At 44.1% G+C, this 19,544-nt stretch carries 16 protein-coding genes; 12 read left to right on the forward strand and 4 right to left on the reverse strand.

From position 1 onward, the window contains the following. Positions 1 to 99: 99 nt before the first annotated feature. The 6 genes from aroQ (at position 100) to pqqA (ending at position 4,438) form a co-directional block, all read left to right on the forward strand. A complete protein-coding gene (gene aroQ, locus Q8J82_RS12425) occupies positions 100 to 549 on the forward strand; it encodes a type II 3-dehydroquinate dehydratase (protein WP_305328427.1) in 450 nt (149 codons plus the stop codon). Between the two features lie 50 nt (positions 550 to 599). Further along, on the forward strand, positions 600 to 1,064 hold the full coding sequence (gene accB, locus Q8J82_RS12430; RefSeq protein ID WP_305328428.1) for an acetyl-CoA carboxylase biotin carboxyl carrier protein: 465 nt from the start codon (positions 600 to 602) through the stop codon (positions 1,062 to 1,064). Between the two features lie 33 nt (positions 1,065 to 1,097). Then, positions 1,098 to 2,447, forward strand: a complete 1,350-nt coding sequence (accC, locus tag Q8J82_RS12435) for an acetyl-CoA carboxylase biotin carboxylase subunit (protein WP_304891359.1) — start codon at positions 1,098 to 1,100, stop codon at positions 2,445 to 2,447. A 38-nt stretch (positions 2,448 to 2,485) separates the two neighbouring features. Continuing rightward, positions 2,486 to 3,373, forward strand: coding sequence for a 50S ribosomal protein L11 methyltransferase (gene prmA, locus Q8J82_RS12440; RefSeq protein WP_305328429.1), 888 nt, complete (start codon positions 2,486 to 2,488; stop codon positions 3,371 to 3,373). Further along, positions 3,370 to 4,197 carry a zinc-ribbon and DUF3426 domain-containing protein gene (locus Q8J82_RS12445; protein ID WP_305328430.1) on the forward strand — a complete coding sequence of 276 codons (828 nt, stop codon included), beginning with the start codon at positions 3,370 to 3,372 and terminating at the stop codon, positions 4,195 to 4,197. The genes prmA and Q8J82_RS12445 overlap by 4 nt, the downstream gene beginning before the upstream one ends. A gap of 169 nt (positions 4,198 to 4,366) precedes the next feature. Further along, on the forward strand, positions 4,367 to 4,438 hold the full coding sequence (pqqA, locus tag Q8J82_RS12450; protein ID WP_123236554.1) for a pyrroloquinoline quinone precursor peptide PqqA: 72 nt from the start codon (positions 4,367 to 4,369) through the stop codon (positions 4,436 to 4,438). A gap of 99 nt (positions 4,439 to 4,537) precedes the next feature. Here the strand turns inward: pqqA and Q8J82_RS12455 are convergent, their stop codons facing one another. Continuing rightward, complete coding sequence (locus tag Q8J82_RS12455; protein WP_304891355.1) at positions 4,538 to 5,440, reverse strand: LysR substrate-binding domain-containing protein; 903 nt, start codon at positions 5,438 to 5,440, stop codon at positions 4,538 to 4,540. 395 nt (positions 5,441 to 5,835) lie between these two features. Here Q8J82_RS12455 and katG point away from each other — a divergent pair, with 395 nt between their 5' ends. The 6 genes from katG (at position 5,836) to Q8J82_RS12485 (ending at position 14,357) form a co-directional block, all read left to right on the forward strand. Then, positions 5,836 to 8,019, forward strand: coding sequence for a catalase/peroxidase HPI (gene katG / locus Q8J82_RS12460; RefSeq protein ID WP_304891354.1), 2,184 nt, complete (start codon positions 5,836 to 5,838; stop codon positions 8,017 to 8,019). A gap of 223 nt (positions 8,020 to 8,242) precedes the next feature. Then, positions 8,243 to 8,407, forward strand: coding sequence for a rubredoxin (locus Q8J82_RS12465; RefSeq protein ID WP_304891353.1), 165 nt, complete (start codon positions 8,243 to 8,245; stop codon positions 8,405 to 8,407). 187 nt (positions 8,408 to 8,594) lie between these two features. Further along, positions 8,595 to 9,848, forward strand: a complete 1,254-nt coding sequence (locus Q8J82_RS12470; protein ID WP_304907948.1) for a TolC family protein — start codon at positions 8,595 to 8,597, stop codon at positions 9,846 to 9,848. Then, the gene (locus Q8J82_RS12475; RefSeq protein ID WP_305326269.1) at positions 9,845 to 10,960 is read left to right on the forward strand and encodes an efflux RND transporter periplasmic adaptor subunit; all 1,116 of its coding nucleotides are present in this window, start codon (positions 9,845 to 9,847) and stop codon (positions 10,958 to 10,960) included. Before Q8J82_RS12470 ends, Q8J82_RS12475 begins: the two co-directional genes overlap by 4 nt. A 12-nt stretch (positions 10,961 to 10,972) precedes the next feature. Beyond that, complete coding sequence (locus Q8J82_RS12480) at positions 10,973 to 14,032, forward strand: efflux RND transporter permease subunit (protein ID WP_305328431.1); 3,060 nt, start codon at positions 10,973 to 10,975, stop codon at positions 14,030 to 14,032. A 10-nt stretch (positions 14,033 to 14,042) separates the two neighbouring features. Then, the gene (locus Q8J82_RS12485; protein WP_304890683.1) at positions 14,043 to 14,357 is read left to right on the forward strand and encodes a DUF3240 family protein; all 315 of its coding nucleotides are present in this window, start codon (positions 14,043 to 14,045) and stop codon (positions 14,355 to 14,357) included. Between the two features lie 291 nt (positions 14,358 to 14,648). Here Q8J82_RS12485 and Q8J82_RS12490 read toward each other — a convergent pair whose 3' ends face one another. From Q8J82_RS12490 to Q8J82_RS12500, 3 genes are read right to left on the reverse strand one after another with little or no spacing between them, the layout of a single operon-like run. Continuing rightward, positions 14,649 to 16,238 carry a cytochrome c3 family protein gene (locus Q8J82_RS12490; RefSeq protein WP_304890624.1) on the reverse strand — a complete coding sequence of 530 codons (1,590 nt, stop codon included), beginning with the start codon at positions 16,236 to 16,238 and terminating at the stop codon, positions 14,649 to 14,651. A 3-nt stretch (positions 16,239 to 16,241) separates the two neighbouring features. Next, positions 16,242 to 17,072: a hypothetical protein gene (locus tag Q8J82_RS12495; protein ID WP_304890625.1), complete on the reverse strand. Its 831-nt coding sequence runs from the start codon at positions 17,070 to 17,072 to the stop codon at positions 16,242 to 16,244. 13 nt (positions 17,073 to 17,085) lie between these two features. Continuing rightward, complete coding sequence (locus tag Q8J82_RS12500; protein WP_304890626.1) at positions 17,086 to 19,542, reverse strand: cyclic nucleotide-binding domain-containing protein; 2,457 nt, start codon at positions 19,540 to 19,542, stop codon at positions 17,086 to 17,088. Positions 19,543 to 19,544: the final 2 nt, after the last annotated feature.

Genomic DNA, 19,544 nt, shown 5'->3' on the forward strand with positions numbered 1-19,544 from the left:
TATACTAATGTCGCTGGACAAATCCTGCTAACTTCGGCAAACTTGCGCTTATGAGTTACAGTAATTTACATTCTAAATCGTTCAAAAAATTGGTTGAACATGGCTGCTAAATCCATTTTAGTACTACATGGCCCCAACCTGAATTTATTGGGCTTACGTGAACCAGAGCATTATGGTAATGCCACGCTAGCTTCCATCAATCAAACGCTGTCAGATAATGCAAAACTGGCGGGCGTAGAATTAGAAGCTTTTCAAAGTAACGCCGAAGCTGATCTTGTCACTAAAATTCAAGCTATTGCAACAAAAAAAGTAGATTTTGTCATCATCAACCCCGCAGCTTATACGCATACATCGGTTGCCATGCGCGATGCTTTATCTGCCGTTAAAGTACCATTTATTGAAGTGCATTTATCTAATGTTTATGCACGTGAAGCGTTTAGACATCATTCTTATTTTTCTGATATTGCTGTTGGTGTAATTAGCGGGCTAGGTGCACATGGCTATTCGCTGGCGCTTGATTACGCAATTCGGCATATCAATCATTCTTAGCAATTAATATCGTTATTAACTAAAATTTTCCTAGAATTTCAGAGGGTATTATGGACTTACGCAAACTTAAAAAACTAATCGATCTTGTTGAAGAATCAGGTATCGCTGAACTTGAACTGACAGAAGAAGGTGAAACGGTACGTATTAGCCGCAACTTTACTTCTAGCACACCTGCTCAGCAGCATTATGCTAATTATGCGCCTGCTCAATATGCAGCTGCACCTCAATCACAAGCACCGCAGGCACCAACAGCGATAGCAGAAGCGCCTGTGGTTGAAGAAGGCCATGCCGTTAAATCCCCGATGGTAGGTACGTTTTATCGTTCGTCTTCTCCTGATTCAAAAGCATTTGTTGAAGTAGGCGACACCGTTGCAGTAGGCGACACACTTTGTATTATTGAAGCGATGAAATTATTAAATGAGATTGAATCAGACAAAGCTGGTGTCGTTAAGAAAATCTTAGTCGATAATGGCCTAGCGGTTGAATACGGCGAACCTCTCTTTATTATTGCCTAATAATTTATAAAAACAGGATTTATTAACATGGCTATGTTCGACAAAATCTTAATCGCTAACCGAGGCGAAATCGCTCTGCGCGTACAGCGTGCATGTCGCGAACTTGGTATCAGAACGGTTGCTGTACACTCTGAAGCTGACCGTGAAGCCAAATATGTAAAATTAGCAGATGAGTCTGTGTGTATCGGCCCTGCGCCTTCAGGCCAAAGCTACCTGAATATTCCTGCTGTCATCAGCGCTGCTGAAGTCACAGACGCGCAAGCGATACACCCAGGTTATGGCTTTTTATCAGAAAACGCAGATTTTGCGGAACGCGTAGAACAAAGCGGCTTTGTATTTATTGGCCCACGCGCTGAAACGATTCGCTTGATGGGTGACAAAGTGTCTGCCAAAGATGCAATGAAAAAAGCGGGAGTACCTTGTGTGCCAGGTTCAGAAGGCGCGCTTTCTGACGACCCAGCTGAAATCATTAAAACTGCTAAACAAGTAGGTTATCCGGTCATTATCAAAGCAGCTGGCGGCGGCGGCGGCCGAGGTATGCGCGTGGTGCACACTGAAGCCGCGTTAATCGCATCGGTGAATATGACCAAAGCTGAAGCACAAGCCGCATTTGGTAACCCAGTGGTTTACATGGAAAAATATCTGGAAAAACCACGCCATATTGAAATTCAAGTATTAGCTGATCAACATGGCAATGCAGTGTTTTTAGGCGAGCGTGATTGCTCTATGCAACGACGTCATCAAAAAATCATTGAGGAAGCGCCGGCACCACTGTTAAACACCAGATTACGCGACAAAATTGGTGAACGTTGTGCTGAAGCTTGCCGTAAAATTAAATATCGTGGTGCAGGTACGTTTGAATTTTTATATGAAAATAATGAATTTTATTTCATTGAAATGAATACCCGCTTGCAAGTCGAACATACGGTAACAGAAATGATTACCGGTATCGATTTAGTGCAACAGCAAATTTTTGTGGCGGCTGGTGAGAAACTTAAATTCCGCCAAAAAGACGTTGTGCTTAAAGGACATGCCATTGAATGCCGCCTAAATGCAGAAGACCCCTACAGCTTTGTACCATCCCCGGGGAAAATTACCACGTTCCATATGCCAGGTGGCCCAGGGGTTCGCATTGATACACATGCTTATGCAGGATACACGGTTCCACCGCACTATGATTCCATGATAGGTAAACTTATCACCTATGGAGATACGCGTGACCAGGCAATTGCACGTATGCGTATTGCATTATCTGAAATGATGATAGGTGGCATCAGTACTAATGTGGCACTGCATGCAGATTTAATGGCAGACGCCGCTTTTCATTTAGGTGGTACTAGTATTCACTACCTAGAACAGAAACTTGGCATCTACAATAAATAATTGTTTAAAATTATCATCATAAGTAAGTTAGGTTTTGCATGGCTTGGGTATCGTTAAAAATTGAAGCACAAGACAACACTGCTGATTTAATTAGCGATACGCTCATGACGCAAGGTGCACTGTCTGCAATTATTGAAGATGCCAACGCAGACACGCTTGATGAGCAGCCGATTTTTGGCGAGCCTGGCGACCCGCCACCGGGTATTTGGCAACAAAACTTAGTCAGCGCCCTGTTTGATGAAGGCATAGATGTTGTAAAAGTAATGGCGGATTTGCAACAACAAACCAAATTACACAACCTGCAATACACCACTGAAATTATCCAGGAGCAAGATTGGGTGCGCGCAACACAGTCGCAATTTGAACCCATTAAAATTAACGATCATTTATGGATAGTGCCTACATGGCACAGCGCACCGAATGCAGACGCGATTAATATTGTACTTGACCCAGGCCTAGCCTTTGGTACTGGGAGCCACCCTACCACCCATCTATGCCTGGCTTGGCTCACACAAACAGTCTCTGCGCAAGACACCGTATTAGATTACGGTTGCGGTTCGGGTATTTTAGCGATTGCAGCAAAAAAACTAGGCGCTTCAAGCGTTGTGGGTACTGATATTGACGCACAAGCGATTCAATCCAGCGTTTACAACGCCGAGCAAAACAGCGTAATAGCTGAGTTTTATCATGCAAGTAAATATCAAACACGTGAATTTGATATTGTTGTCGCAAATATTCTATCTAGCGCACTCAGTGTATTGGCGCCAGCACTGGCAAAATCATGCAAATCGGGTGGTAAAATTGCGCTTTCCGGCATATTAAAAGAGCAAGCTTCTGACGTTTCTGCAATTTATGCAGAATGGTTTAATATGCAAGCGCCACAAATAATGGATTCATGGGTGTTGCTCACCGGCACTAAAAAATGACCCACATTACCAACTGCCCTTCTTGCAACACGCAATTTATTGTTACGGATGAACAGCTTAGCCAACATAATGGCAAAGTGCGTTGTGGCCAGTGCTTTAATGTATTTGATGCAACCAAAGAGCTGGTTGATTTAGAAGATTATACCAAGACTGATTTAAATGCTGTAAATGATGATGAAACAGAAATTCAAACTGCAGCTTCTGAATATGAATTAAGCAAGGCCGCTACTGAACCACCAAGCAAATCCCTAGCCAGTGAAGCTGACGACATTGTAAATAAAGCCTTGCTTCAGGATAGCCAATCTACATATTTTAACGTTGACGATAAAAAAAATGAATCGAAAAACACCCTTCTCAGCTGGCTAAAAAGCCTGTTTGCATTGGTTTTATTGCTTGCAGCGATTGCGCAGAGTATTTATTTTTTTCGCACAGAAATTGCGCTTTATTACCCAAATCTCAAACCGTATCTTGCGCTTGCGTGTCAAAAAATTGCTTGCAGTGTTGATTTACCTAAAGAAATTGAATTTATCATCATTGATGATTCGGATATGCAAGAAGATGCAGATTACGCTGGCTTGATTCATTTATCCAGCACCTTAATCAATCAAGCCAACTTCAGCCAAGCTTATCCCAATATTGAGCTGACACTTACGGATATTAATGATAAACCTAAATTAAGACGCACATTCAAACCTAAAGAATATCTGCCCGAACATACTGATATTGCAAATGGCTTAGCCGGCGGCGCTGAAGTTAAAGTGAAGCTCGCAATTACGGCCACAGGTGAATCCGTTGCCGGCTATCGCATAGCGGTCCACTACTAAAAACCTTTGCTAATGGTCTTAAGCGCTTTTCTGTTAGCAGGCGTGATAATCTAATGAAAATCATTAGCCTTCTTTAATTGGTTTACATAGCTTGCTTTTGCAACGGCTCTGTATTATCTAAGTCATAGATTGTGTATGACTTAATTAATCAACTTACAGGAGATTTATCATGTGGACAACACCAGCAGCTACTGAAATGCGTTTTGGTTTCGAAGTTACAATGTACGTTTGCAATCGCTAATATTTAGCTGATAGCAAGTAAAAAGGCGCTTAATGCGCCTTTTTTAGTTTTTACTGCCAATATTACAGCGTCCTTTTGATTTTTACTGCCATCTACGTACTAATGAATCAAATGCATAAAATCCGAATTAATCGCTTTAATCGCCTCAGCAATTTTTTCTACCGCTTCTAACCTCACAAAGCTTTTACGCCATGCAATCGCGATGCGCCTAGTGGGTGCTGGACTTATGAACGGGATTACTTTAATGAGCGGATTGTTATACCGCTCTGCTGTAGCCGAACAAGGCAGTACAGTAATACCCAAATTTGATGCCACCATATTGCGTATAGTTTCTAACGAATTGCCCTGCAATACCTCACCTTTACGAGATAACTCCGGGCAGGCTTGCGTCACTTGGTTACTAAAGCAATGACCGCTATTAAGTAACAACACTTTTTCTTCTGATAACTCTTCTGGCCTGATGGATTTTCGTTGCGCCCAGTGATGCTGGCAAGGTACCACTACATCAAACTCCTCGTCATACAAGGCTCGATATTGTAGGCCTGGCACTTCAAATGGCAGCGCAATAATTGCAACATCTATCACGCCGTTTCGTAGCTGCGCTTCCAAATTAGCCGTCAGGTTCTCTTCCACCTCTAGGGGCATATCAGGCGCTATTTTTCGCAAAATTGGAATAATCTCTGGCAATAGGTATGGGCCGACAGAATGAATCATGCCAAGTTTCAATGTGCCTTTAAGCTGGTTTTTACCAAGCTCTGCTATTTGCTTAATGAGCGAAGTTTCTTCCAACACTTTTGAGGCTTGTTCTACTATTTTTGCGCCAATTTCTGTCATGCTGACATCGGTGCGGCTACGTTCAAAAATGATGACTTTCAACTCTTCTTCCAGCTTTTTGATTGCCAAACTTAGTGCAGGCTGAGAAACAAAACATTTTTCAGCCGCTCGTCTAAAGTTACGCTCTTGCGCTACCGCTACTATAAATTTTAATTCTGTGAGGCTCATATAAATTAACGTTAAATGATTTGCTTAATCATACATTGATAAATTTAATTTATCAACTACATCAAAACATACAATTATACAAATTGATTTATCCGCTCTAAAATGATCCTCTGGCATCGAAAATGATGAATACTCAAGGAGTACAACATGATTAACAAAATGATTGCAACTACCTGCCAAGAGCTGATTGAACTACTGGCTAACTATGCTGCAAATAACTAATGAATCATTAATTAACAAATTTTTATCCACTTTTTAATATTAAAATTTTCTTGATTGAACGATGTGCAATAGACAACAAGTATTGGCCCTTAACTTCATACTGCAAAAGGAAATAATTATGACGATTGAATCAAAATGTAAGTTACTTACTAAAATGATAAAGGAGTTTTACCATGGAAAATAAACCAACTTCTTCGACTGGAAAGTGTCCAGTCATGCACGGCGGCAATACCGTTTCAAGCAATTCAAATACGGATTGGTGGCCCAATGCGCTTAATCTAGATATTCTGCACCAGCACGACAGCAAAACAAACCCATTGGGTGAAGATTTTAATTACGCTGAGGAATTCAAAAAGCTAGATTTAACAGCAGTTAAAAATGATTTAAAAACCTTGATGACGGACAGTCAAGAATGGTGGCCTGCCGATTGGGGAAACTATGGTGGTTTAATGGTGCGTATGGCATGGCATGCAGCAGGTACATACCGTATTGCAGATGGCCGTGGTGGTGCTGGCACTGGTAACCAACGTTTTGCACCGCTTAATAGCTGGCCAGATAACGTGAACCTTGATAAAGCACGCCGCTTACTTTGGCCAATCAAAAAGAAATATGGCAACAAACTCTCTTGGGCAGATTTGATTGTTCTAGCTGGCACGATTGCGTACGAATCTGCGGGATTAAAAACCTTCGGCTTTGCTGGCGGTCGTGCAGATATCTGGCATCCAGAAAAAGATATTTACTGGGGCGCTGAAAAAGAATGGCTTGGCAATTCAAGTCGTTATGATGAGGGTGTGCGTGAAACGCTAGAGAACCCGCTCGCAGCCGTGCAAATGGGTCTTATCTACGTGAACCCTGAAGGGGTAGATGGTCAACCAAACCCATTGAGAACCGCTGAAGACGTTCGTATAACTTTCGCCCGCATGGCGATGAACGATGAGGAAACAGTTGCACTAGCTGCTGGAGGCCACACCCTTGGTAAATGCCACGGCAATGGTGATGCGAGTAAGCTTGGGGCGAATCCTGAGGCCGCAGACGTCAATGAGCAAGGCTTTGGTTGGCACAATCCAAATGGTAAAGGCGTGGGTCGCGATACTGTTTCAAGCGGTATTGAGGGTGCTTGGACTACCCACCCAACCAAATGGGATAACGGCTACTTCTATCTTCTTTTCACTTACAATTGGGAATTGAAAAAAAGCCCTGCAGGTGCATGGCAGTATGAACCCATCAACATTAAAGAAGAAGACAAGCCTGTTGATGTCGAAGACCCTTCTATTCGCTACAATCCCATCATGACAGATGCTGATATGGCAATGGTTAAGGATCCAGTCTATAGAGAAATTTCTGAACGTTTCTACAAAAATCCAGCGTATTTCTCTGAAGTGTTTGCGCGTGCGTGGTTTAAATTAACGCATCGTGACCTAGGTCCTAAGGCTCGTTATCTTGGCGCGGATGTTCCGAAAGAAGATCTTATTTGGCAAGATCCAGTTCCTGAAGCCGATTACACTTTAAGTGATGTGGAGATTGCAGAACTAAAAACCAAAATCTTGAATAGTGGTTTGACCGTATCAGAACTAGTCGCTACTGCTTGGGATAGTGCACGTACTTTCCGTGGTTCTGACTATCGCGGTGGCGCTAATGGTGCACGTATTCGCTTAACCCCGCAGAAGGACTGGGAAGGCAACGAGCCGGCAAGATTGCAAAAAGTGCTTGGCATGCTTGAAAACATTCAAGCGAGTCTGAGTAAGAAAGTGAGTATTGCTGACCTGATTGTGCTTGGCGGTACAGCCGCAGTAGAAAAAGCCGCTTGTGATGCAGGGGTGAATATCACTGTTCCATTTGCACCTGGTCGCGGTGATGCAAGTGATGAAATGACTGATGCAGACTCTTTTGCTGTACTTGAGCCGACTCATGATGGTTATCGCAACTGGCTAAAGAAAGATTATGCCGTATCAGCAGAAGAGTTAATGCTGGATCGTACGCAGTTGATGGGCTTGACTGCGCATGAGATGACGGCTTTAGTCGGTGGCATGCGTGTGCTTGGCACAAATCATGGTGACACTAAGCATGGCGTATTCACGGATCGCGAGGGCGTGTTAAGCAACGACTTCTTTGTCAATTTAACTGATATGCGTTACACATGGAGACCAAAAGGCAATAACCTATATGAGATTTGTGATCGTAAGACAGGTGCAGTGAAGTGGACGGCGACTAGAATCGACTTGGTGATTGGTTCAAATTCTATTCTTCGTTCTTATGCTGAAGTGTATGCACAAGATGATGCTAAAGAGAAGTTTGTTAAAGACTTTGTAAAAGCCTGGACTAAAGTGATGAATGCAGATCGTTTTGATCTGAAATAATCACTGAAAATTGCAAGGACGCTTTGTGGGACACAGGCGTTAGGCATAACTGGCTAAGTTATTATTTGCTAAGTCATTACTGAGTCTGCCCCGAAGTGATAAATTGGGGCAGACTTTTTTATTTATTCTATTCAAGGTAAGCTTTCAACCTAACTAAAATAAACAATTAACACCAATTCTAAAATAACCAAATTAACACTTAAATTATCGAACTGGAAAAATGATGAAAATGTGGCAATGCGCGGTATGTGGTTTTGTATATGAAGAAGAAAAAGGCTGGCCTGAAGATGGCATTATGCCTGGGACAAGCTGGGAAGATGTGCCTGCAGATTGGGCATGTCCTGAATGTGGCGTAACTAAAGCTGAATTTGATATGGTTGAATTTTAATTACAAAATTTGGCTAAACGGGTGCTTTCTTCATCTGTAGAAAATTAAAAACCGCACTCATTATATTTATTAAAAGTGAGTGCAAAGATTTAATTTTTAAACTGCTATATTAAGCGGTCTCTAATCTTAAGATATCCTTAAGCTAAGCCGGCTATCCTGCATACCTATTGTTAATAGAGAGTTTTTCATGCGCAATAAATTAAATGTCGCCCTGATTGTTCTGTTGTTATCTCCTATGCTGGTATTTGGCGAGGAACTTACGCAACCAGACAATAATCATCTTGATGAATTAAAAGTAAACTCAAATTTGCAATTGCGTGATGTCTTAGAAAAGACCATCGCCCGTAATCCTATGCAGTCCACGTTGCAGTCGCGAGAATCCGTACTCAATGCTAAAAAAATAATTGCAAATTCTATGTTGCCTGCTGCGCCAGCAATTAGCTTGGGGCATCAAAATGATGTGCTGGGCAGCGGCCGAGGAGAACGCGAATGGCAAGCAGATTTGGAAGTGCCGGTATGGCTGCCGAATCAGCGTAACAACCGTTTAAAAGTGGCGGATGCAACGCAATCTAGCGTGAGCGCGAATCGTGAAAGTTTGAAACTACATGTAGCGGGCTTATTACGCGACGCCGTTTGGGATATTGCCATTAATAACAATAATGTTGCGCTGACTTCAAATAAATTAGCTGTCGCAAGCAAATTACAGCAAGACGTTGAAAAACGCTACCAAGCGGGAGAATCTGCCAAAACAGATGCCATGCTCGCGCAACAGGAAACATTACGCGCCAAGAAAGAACAACTTCGCGCAGAAGCTGAGTTAATGCATGCACGCCATCGCTATTATCTACTCACTGGGTTGCGCGAAATCCCTGCTAACTTTGAAGAGAAGCAATCGGCTTTAGAAGATTACAGTCAGTCGTCTATTTGGGCTGAAGCACAATCTAAAGTGGGGTTGGCGGAAACCGAGCGTGATTTGGCACAAGTGGAAAGCCATGAAAATTTACAAGTGCTATTCAATATGCGCAGTACAAAAGGCGCTTTCGATAATATGTCAAATGAGAGCGTTGGCGTAAAAGTACGTATTCCGTTTGGGGGTGACTCACGTGCAGCGCCTATTAAAGCTGCTGCGGAGCTGGGGGTTGGTAACGCACTGACCGAGCGGGAAACACTGAGAAATGCTCTGGAAACAATGATGCATGAAGCAGAGCATAATTTAAGTGTGAGCCGAGCAGAGCTTGCTATAGCGAGTAAACAATATGAAATTGCTAAAGAAAGCGTTACTTTAGCGGAAAAGTCTTTTCAATTAGGCGAATCTGATCTGGTAAGTTTAATGCGTGTGCAAGCACTAACTTACGAGGCGGAACGTGCCTTTACTACTCGAGAAATTCAATTGCAGTGGGATATCGCCCGCTATAACCAAGCTGTAGGAGCACTTCCATGATTTATGTTTCATTTAAAGTCGTTTTACCAATCGTCGCCCTTTTTGCTTTCATAGGCAATGCGCGGGCTGCAGATGTGCTGATGACCGATGTAGTAATCACTAAGGCCCAACAACAAAGTTTAGGCGTTAGCGTAACCACAGTAGGTAAAAATACAGTGCTGAGTAGCCGCCGCTTTCCTGCAGAAATCGTGGTGCCTGTCGGGCAAGAGCGTGTAGTGAGCGCACCACAGTCTGGCCTGTTAGACCAGCTCTACGTGGCTGCGGGGCAAAGTGTTAAAAAAGGACAATTGATTGCCCATTTAATTAGCCCGGATTTATTGAACTTGCAGCGAGATTACCTGCAAGCGCAGACACAAAAAAAACTGGCGGCAAAAAGTTTATCTCGAGATGCCTCGCTATTAAAAGATGGCATTATTCCGCAGCGCCGTTATTTAGAAACAGAAAGTACGCATGAGGAAACCAGCGCTTCATTAGCTCAGCGTAGGCAAGCTTTGCGCTTGGCGGGCATGAGTGATGCCGCTATCAGTAAGTTAAGCCCAAGTTCTGGCATGAGCAGTAGCATTAACATCACAGCCCCCATGGATGGTCAAATATTAGAGCAAATGGTGACAAGTGGTCAGCGTATTGAAGTGGCGATGCCGCTGTATAGAATAGCCAAATTAAACCCGCTTTGGCTTGAAATTCATGCTCCACTTGAAGGTTTGCCGTTTGTAAAAGAAGGCATGCCTGTGCAAGTACCTAAATTACAGGCAAGCGGTAAATTGATCGCAGTGATACGTAGTGTGAATAAAGCTGATCAAACCTTGCATTTACGTGCAGAAATCACCAACGGTGCTGAAAAACTATCACCAGGGCAGATTGTAGAGGCTGAAATTAGCCTTGGTGGGCAAGTGCAACACTTTAGCGTACCAAAATCAGCTCTTGCAAGGCAGGGCGCGGAGGCCGTCGTGTTTGTACAAACAAAGGCTGGGTTTAGTCCGCTAAAAGTAAAAGTCATTTCAGAGCAGGGTGATGAGGCAATAGTGGATGCTAAATTTAATGGCAATGAAAAAATTGCTGTCACAGGCATTGCTGCGATTAAAGGGGCTTGGTTAGGCCTTGGTTCGGAATAAGGGTGGCAAATAATGTTAGCTAAACTCATACAATTTGCGCTGACGCAGCGCTTGCTCATGCTGATTCTCACGCTTGGATTGGCAGCGGCTGGCACTCTGGCTTACCAATCATTACCAATTGACGCCTTCCCTGATGTGTCTTCTACTCAAGTAAAAATCATCATCAAAGCACCTGGCATGACACCAGAGGAAGTTGAAGCGCGCATTACTGCACCCATTGAAGTTGAAATGCTAGGCATACCTCATCAGGCTGGCCTGCGTGCTGTGGCTAAATATGCGCTGACAGATATCACCGTGGATTTTGAAGATGGCACCGATATTTACTGGGCGCGTCAGCAGGTAGCCGAACGCTTGAATGCAGTATGGGGGAACTTGCCCGCTGATATTTCAGGCGGCATGGCGCCATTAACCACGCCTTTGGGCGAAATGTTCATGTTCACGGTGGAAAACGATACGCTTAGTTTGCAAGAAAAACGTAGCTTACTTGACTGGGTGATTCGACCACAGTTGCGCACTGTACCAGGCGTTGCCGATGTGAATGCTTTAGGTGGCTTAGTACGCAGTTTTGAAATTGTGCCAGACAATTCACGCATGTATGCACGAGGCGTGGCGATTGATACATTGCAAAACGTGCTGGAAAATAATAATCGTAACGGTGGCGCTGGCCGGCTAAATGATGGTGAAGGTTCATTGTTAGTGCGTGCTGAAGGTGGTTTTAAAACCATAGAAGACGTGCAAAATACCATAGTGCGCAGCGAGCAAGGCATGTCAGTCAAAATTGCTGATATTGCTGATGTGCGCGTAGGCTCACTTACGCGCTACGGCGCTGTGACCAGTAATGGCAAAGGTGAAGTGGTAGAAGGTTTGGTGCTAGGTTTACGTGGTGCCAATGCGCAGAAGTTGGTGGAAGGGGTAAAAGCCAAGCTCGCTGAAATTGCACCCAGCTTGCCAAAAGGTACCAATATTCATGTTTTTTATGACCGAGGTAATTTAGTAGAGCGTGCGGTTCATACCGTCACTAAAGCATTATTGGAGGCCGTAGTATTAGTGCTGATATTGCTCGTATTATTTTTGGGTAACTTTAGGGCTGCGCTGACCATTGCCTTCATACTACCGTTGTCCGCCTTGTTTACCTTTTTACTCATGCGTTATTTTGGCATGTCAGCCAATTTAATGAGTTTGGGAGGCTTAACTATTGCCATTGGTATGCTGGTTGATGCAGCCGTGGTTGTGGTTGAGAACATAGTTTCGCACCTTGCAGATACGAAAAAAGCAGGCTCTCTGCCCAGAATGCATATTATCTACCGTGCCGTGCGCGAAGTCAGCGTTCCCGTTACTGCTGGGGTGTTAATCATTATTACGGTATTTTTACCGCTACTCACCTTGCAGGGTCTTGAAGGCAAACTGTTCACACCAGTTGCACTCACCATCATGTTCGCACTGGCAGGTTCGCTATTTTTATCACTGACTGTCATCCCTGTGCTGGCTTCATTTTTGCTCAAAGAAGTGAGCCATAAAGAACCTTGGTTAGTTAGAAAAGCATTAAGCGTTTACGAACCTATACTCAAATGGTCTTTAGATCATGCCAAAATTATCGTGATTGGTGCGTTTGTTCTGCTGGCAATTACCGGCGTTGCTTACACGCAAATTGGTAAAACCTTTATGCCTACCATGGATGAAGGCGACATTATTATTGGAGTCGAAAAGCTGCCATCAATCAATCTGCAGCAAAGTTTGCTCACTGATATGAATGTGCAGCGCGCTATTTTAAGCCAGGTGCCTGAAGTGAAAGGTGTTTTTTCCAGAGTTGGCTCAGATGAACTTGGCTTAGACCCTATGGGTTTAAATCAGACTGATAACTTTTTGATTTTGAAGCCATCAAGTGAATGGCGCATGAAAACCAAAGAGGAGTTAATCGACGAGCTACGCAAAGTCATGGCGCAAATGCCTGGCTTAGACTACAGCTTCACACAACCAATTGACATGCGTGTGAACGAAATGATTTTAGGCGTACGCGGTGATTTAGCCATTAAAATATTTGGCCCTGATTTAACCGCACTTGATGCCAAAGCGCAGCAAATCATCCATATTTTAGAGTCTATTAAAGGCAGTCAAGACGTTTATACGCCGCAAAATAGCGGTGTTCAATATCTACAAATTAAAATAGACCGTGTCGCGGCTGGCAGACTTGGGTTAAGCATTGCCGAGATTGAAAACATCTTGCTTGCCCAGCTTGAAGGTAAGCAAATGGGTATTGTACAGGAAGGTCAAAAACGTACACCCGTACTACTTCGAGGCAGTGAAGACTTGCGCTCGTCCCCTTCAGACTTTGGTAATTTAATGCTAACGTTAGCTAATGGTACTAACGTTCCACTTTCAGCTGTGGCTAAAATAGTGCGTGAAGAAGGTCCGGTAAAAGTAGATAGAGAGCGTGGTGTGCGCATGGTTGTAGTTACGGCCAATATCCGTGACCGTGATTTAGTAAGTTTTGTGGACGAGGTCAAGCAACGCATCAACACCGAGGTAAAACTGGGTGAAGGCTATTCAATTAAATTAGGCGGTCAGTTTGAAAATCAACAACGCGCAGCGGCACGTTTAGCCATTGTGGTACCTGTGGCTATTGGCTTGATTTTCTTACTGCTATTCGCTACTTTTGGCTCCATTAAACAATCCCTGCTTATTCTTTCCAACATCCCGTTCGCTATGATAGGTGGTGTATTTGGTCTATGGATTTCAGGTGAATACCTCTCCGTGCCTGCCTCAGTCGGCTTTATTGCACTGCTGGGTATCGCTGTACTTAATGGTGTAGTCATGGTCAGCTACTTTAACCTGCTGGAAGCGCAGGGCATGGATAAACTAAGTATCGTGGTTGAAGGCGCAAAACGCCGATTAAGACCTGTATTAATGACTGCAAGCATTGCCGCCTTTGGCCTAATTCCACTTTTATTTGCTACGGGACCCGGCTCTGAAATTCAAAAGCCACTGGCGATTGTTGTGATTGGTGGCCTGGTTTCCTCCACCGCGTTAACGCTTGTGTTGCTACCCATATTTTATAGAAGATTTTTTAAGTAGGAGCGACATAATGACGCAAAATATAGAAGCGCAAGGTCTTTTGATTTTAATTGTGCCGCCAAGCCTAGAAGAAAGCTTGGTAGATGCATTACTGCAACAAGCAGAAATTTCAGGCTTTACCAGCAGCAAAGTGAATGGCCACGGCACGGTTCGTGGTGATGCCGCAACACTCAGCATTGTTGAACAAGTGACTGGTAGACAACAACGCGTTCAGTTCATGATGCATGCCAATATTGTAGATTTAAAAAATTTAGTAAGTAGCCTTAAATCTACGTTTAGAAGCACTGATATTCATTACATTTTAATGCCAATTTTAGAGTGTTAATTAATCTAACAAAACTTCTGTGACACCCTGATTGATTAGACTTCAAGGTAATCAGCATATTAATGAATACTTTTAAACAATGCTAATTGAGACCTTTGCAAAAGTGTTTATTGCGGCAAATTACTGCGTTGCGCGGTACTCGCAACCTCGCTGTACACCGCGTACTATCTCGGTTTCTGTGTTCCGTGCGCCTTGTACTTTATCCACACTAAACACTTTTGCAAAGGTCTCTAATTATGATGTCTTTAAAATTATGTTGCCTTAAATCGCTTTACTGCCATATTTAAGTCGTCATTTTTTAGGTAAAGCTCCATCGTGTGCCGCATGAGAGCTATGGAAGCTGTGACAAGTCATGCAACTACTAGCGATACGCTTGGGTTTAGGACTGTTACCAGAATGACAACGCAAGCAAGATTTTCGATCTGGCATAGCTACATCCTCACTACTTTCTGATGCTTCTACCTGATGACATGATTGGCATTGCTGAGTACGATGCGAGGCATGATTGAAGTGAGCTTTTCTAAACCAGTCTTGATTGATGTGCAACGGTGCGACGCGCCAAGGCAAGGCATCCTCTTTTTTAGTTTCTACTACTTCATGACAGTACGCGCAGCCACCAACTTTCAGTGATTCGGAATAATGTAACATTTCCTTGGGCGCCTGAACCTTAAGTGTATTAATGACATTCTGCTCGGCACCATGCGGTACGCTTAATTTAGCTTCGGATGAGCCAACTTCAAGCTGGTTTTTGTGACAATCGAAGCAGTCGCGCTTAAAAGATACCGCTTTAAAACGCATTTCTTTACCTTCTGAATGATGGCAATTAGCGCATGACAGCTCACGCACATCCAATATACCGTTTGGCCCTTGCACTTTACCGAAATGCTGATCATGCGGGAATTTTAGTCCGGACTTCTCTATCAAGCGTGTTGTTTCGGTTTGTGGAATACGTTCAAAATCTTTTTCTGTGGCACCTGTTATAAATGTCAGTTTAAAGTCTGGATGGTCATGGTCGAAGTCTTGAATATTTGGTAGTGTCGTTTTAGCATCTGCCGCTTTAATGTTACCGTGACACTTCACACACATAGCATTATCTTGACGGGCTAACGGGTACGGCGCTTTATGTTCTCGATGACATTCAGCACAGCGAATGCCATCAGAAAACAGGCTGGTCGATTTAAAAACGTTTTTATGCAAAGCAGGATCAGCAATGTGAGGCTCTGTATTCTGATGACAATTTACGCAAGCCTGGTCAGTAACCTTTTGAGTTAACACTTCATGACAATTGAAACATTGTGAACCAAAATGTCGATGTGAGTTGGAAATATGCCCCGGGCTCCATACTCTATCGAAGCCAGCAGGTAACTCTGCCATGGCATCATGAAGCTTTGGAATCAAATTTTGTGCCAGTGGCAATGCTAAGAACACAAGTGCGATGAACGCGACCATCCAAAGTGATAGCCGCCGTTTAAACGCTGAAGCGCCGCGCAGTGGTTCGTGTGTTCTTGCTTTAAGATCTTGAAAGTCATCTGGTAAGCGATGCACCAATACCAGAGAAACTGTTATATTGACATCAGGCGGTGCTGGTTCTACCTTTAACTGATAAGGCCCTATCATGACCTGCTTGCCGTTTGTTAGCGCAATGTTCTTTAAAATTGCACCTTCCACTTCCAGCTCACCATTTACCGCCATCAAATGTATCTGGCCGTCATCCAAACGCTTAATGACGGCATGATGCATGGCTAGACGCGGGTCTGGCAGATGTATCGTGCACTCCGCCCCGCGACCAATTGTAATCTCTTCTGCCGTTAGCGTACGATAACTCCGTGACAGCACACCACGGGAGTTATATGAAACCTTGATTAAAAGACAATTAATCATGACTTACCAATAAAAAAATACAGCAAGTATGTGTGCCAGCATCGCTACTAACAGTGCGACAGTAAAGGGAACGTGAAAATACAGCCAAAATCCTAGCCTTGCGCGGTACATTAAATCTTGCCGCACCCGCTTTACTAGCGATTCACGTCGGACCATAATGGAATACAGATCGCGATATAATTTTCGCTGTTCCAGAGACAGATCATTGCCTAATACTGTCAGTTGCTGCACTGCCTGTGCTGATGGGCAATCTGCTTGAAAGCCTCTAAGTTGCTCTAATAAACTAATGCCGATATAAGTTTCACGGCACGCGCGAGCCACTGCGTTATTGATGTCATCTGGCATCAATAACGCAATTTGACGCGCCAACTTATCCGTTTCTGCTATACGCAATAGTAGACCGTCCAAGCTATCCTCACCCATGTTTTCGGTCATTAGGCGCGGATAAATCATATAAGCATAATTACCGAAAAAACCACTGGTTACTACAATCAACAAGAGGCCATAAGCGAGTGTATGAATGTTAATGCCGAAGTGAAATCCACTGTGCAGAGTGACGATAACAGTCATCGCGGTACCAAGGTAAATATGCGCCGATAACCAGCCCTGTGTAGCGCCACGGCTGCGGTAGCGACGTTTACGCACGCCATACCATGCCATCCATAACACCATAATGGCTGATAATGTGCCTAGGCCATAGCCTAACCAGCTGCCGCCATAATGACCAACAGCCGGCTCAAATAACAGGTAGGCTGCAAAGGCTATCAAAATGACGATGACGGCCAATTTGAAGTAGCGGTATTTTTTGTAGTCGAAAATATTGCTGTGCTGCATCGTTTTGCTTCCGTTAACTCTCGCCCGAACCCAATAAAGCAGCTTCGCCTGATTTTCCACCAGCGTAACTTAAAAGCTCTTCCGGGTTCACCCGTAATGCCGCGCCCACGGGGCAGGCACGCACGCAAACCGGGCCATCAATAATATCCTTGCACATGTCACACTTAACCGCTACCTTGGCGCCATCGACTACTGGCAGTGCTTTTGGCTGAATGCCAAGTAAAATCTGCCAAAGACTACGTTCTGGCTGGTCGTGTATCACTGCCATCTGAATTACGTCATATGGACAGTTTTGCTGGCAGTTGCCACACCCAATACAACTATCATCAATGTATACTTCACCATGTGGTGCGCGATGAATAGCGTCAGGCGGACAATCTTTCATACAGTGTGGATGTTCGCAATGTCGGCAAGAAGTCGGTACTCGAATATTTGCAAAAATGGGGCCCGCATCACGATCTAATCGTGTTGCTCCACCGTGAGTATTGGCACAGGCCTCTTCACAGTAATTACAGCGCACGCATAGTGATTCATCTATCAGCAATACATCAGTGGCTTCACCTACGCCCTGTTGAATTAGAAATGAAATCAGATTAGATGGTGTGGACGGACTTCCAGAAGCTCCGCTACTATCGAACATTACCTCCTGTTGCTGACGCTGTTCCTGATCTTGCAAGTGCTGAAGATATCTACCATCTAACTCACTGCGGATTTCAGGATTTCGCGCAATGATGTCACTCATCCGCCCTGCATCGATTAATACCGCTTCTGTTGCAATCGCTGCACGTACCGTCGCATAGCGTGGCTCACCAGAAACTAAAGACATTTCCCCTACATAGTTACCTGCTGCCACATAAAACAGTACAACTTCCCTACCGCCTATCATGCGTGAAACTGTGACTGAACCACTTTGAATCAGGTAAAGCCCATCAGCCTGATCGCCCTCATGAAATAACTCCTCGCCTGCAACATAGCTCTTAAGCGTGGCATTATTTGCCAAATCATTTAAATCTTCCTCGCTCAATGATAAGCCGATACATATTTGCACAACCGTCTTAATTGCAACCTCATTAAGCACACGGCGCATAGACGGGACAGAGCCAATAAGCTTTTGCATCACGCGGCGCGGGGTTTCAATCAGAACGCATTGAGTCCTTGCGCGCACAGTTCCAGGGCGGCGACGGCCAGAAACGAGAGCCATTTCGCCAAAAAAATCCCCTGATTTTAGCGTATCGTCTGCCACATCATCATCATCAATCAGCACATCCAGCTCTCCTTCAACCACAAAAAAGAAGGTTGTGCTGTAATCGTTACGCTTAAAGATGTAATCTCCCGGCCAAGATAACAAGATATTACTTTCCAGAACCAATTCACGTAGTTGCAGGGTATTAAGCATTGCCAATAGCGGAACGCTCTTGCGGATTTTTTCTAATACGTCATCAACACCACGATCTGAACAGAAACTGGCAAACTTTTCCCTAAGCAAAGTTGTATCAGCAGGCTCAACGGGGTTACCCAAAATGTATTCAATGACCTCATAACCCTGATTAATGCCCTGCTTAATTAAGGGATAACCTGCCAATGACCCTATAATATAAAGACCAGGCACGTTCGATTCATAATGTGAAGAAAGTAGCGGAAGCGCTTCCAAATCAGTTGTTGGAAAGCTAACACCGAAACCCTCCAATACAGGCCGTGGTGGCAGTGCACCTAACCGTGCAATCACCCGATGACAAGGAATACGTTCGATGCCGTTGGGTGTGTTGGCAAACACCGTAATTGGATACTCTCCTTTGGCATTCGTCTCTATGGATTGCGGCCTTGTTTCTAATAACCAGTCCAGTGCGCCCTTTTTTCTGGCATCAGTCAATTGACTAAGATTACTATCCTTACAATTACTAAAGTCCTCTGCTCGGTTAAGGATGATAACCTGATTGCGTTCAGTCAGTGCCAATGCATTTTCCACGCCGCTATCTCCACCGCCGATGACAACGATAGTTTCATCTTGATAAGCTTGTGGATCGTCTAGTTGGTATTGGATTTGAGGAAGGTCACCGCCAGGAATATCAAGCTTGCGCAAATTGCCTTGCACACCAATTGCCAAAACCACATGCTCTGCCGTTAGTTTTTCACCATCTGCCAGCGCAATTTCAAGCCATTTTTTGCCGCGCTTTAAACTAACCACCTTGGATTCGTAACGTACATTAACATTGCTATCGGCAATGGTTTTTTCCCAGTTTTCAAGTACGGTTTCACGCAACGAAGCTGTAAAAGGTAGCGGGCTACGAATTGGCAAGCCCCTCGGCTCTGACATGACTAACTTGCCACGCTGATAATTTCGAATAGTGCTGGCTGGTGCTTGTTCTGCTTCTAGTAGCAGATAAGAAACATTTTGCTGCGCCGCACGTAAGGCTGCCGACAGCCCACTAGGGCCTGCACCGATAATAATAATATTGAAATGTTCAGACAAAT

Origin of the sequence: Methylotenera sp. (assembly GCF_030684185.1) — a bacterium.
Lineage (GTDB): Bacteria > Pseudomonadota > Gammaproteobacteria > Burkholderiales > Methylophilaceae > Methylotenera.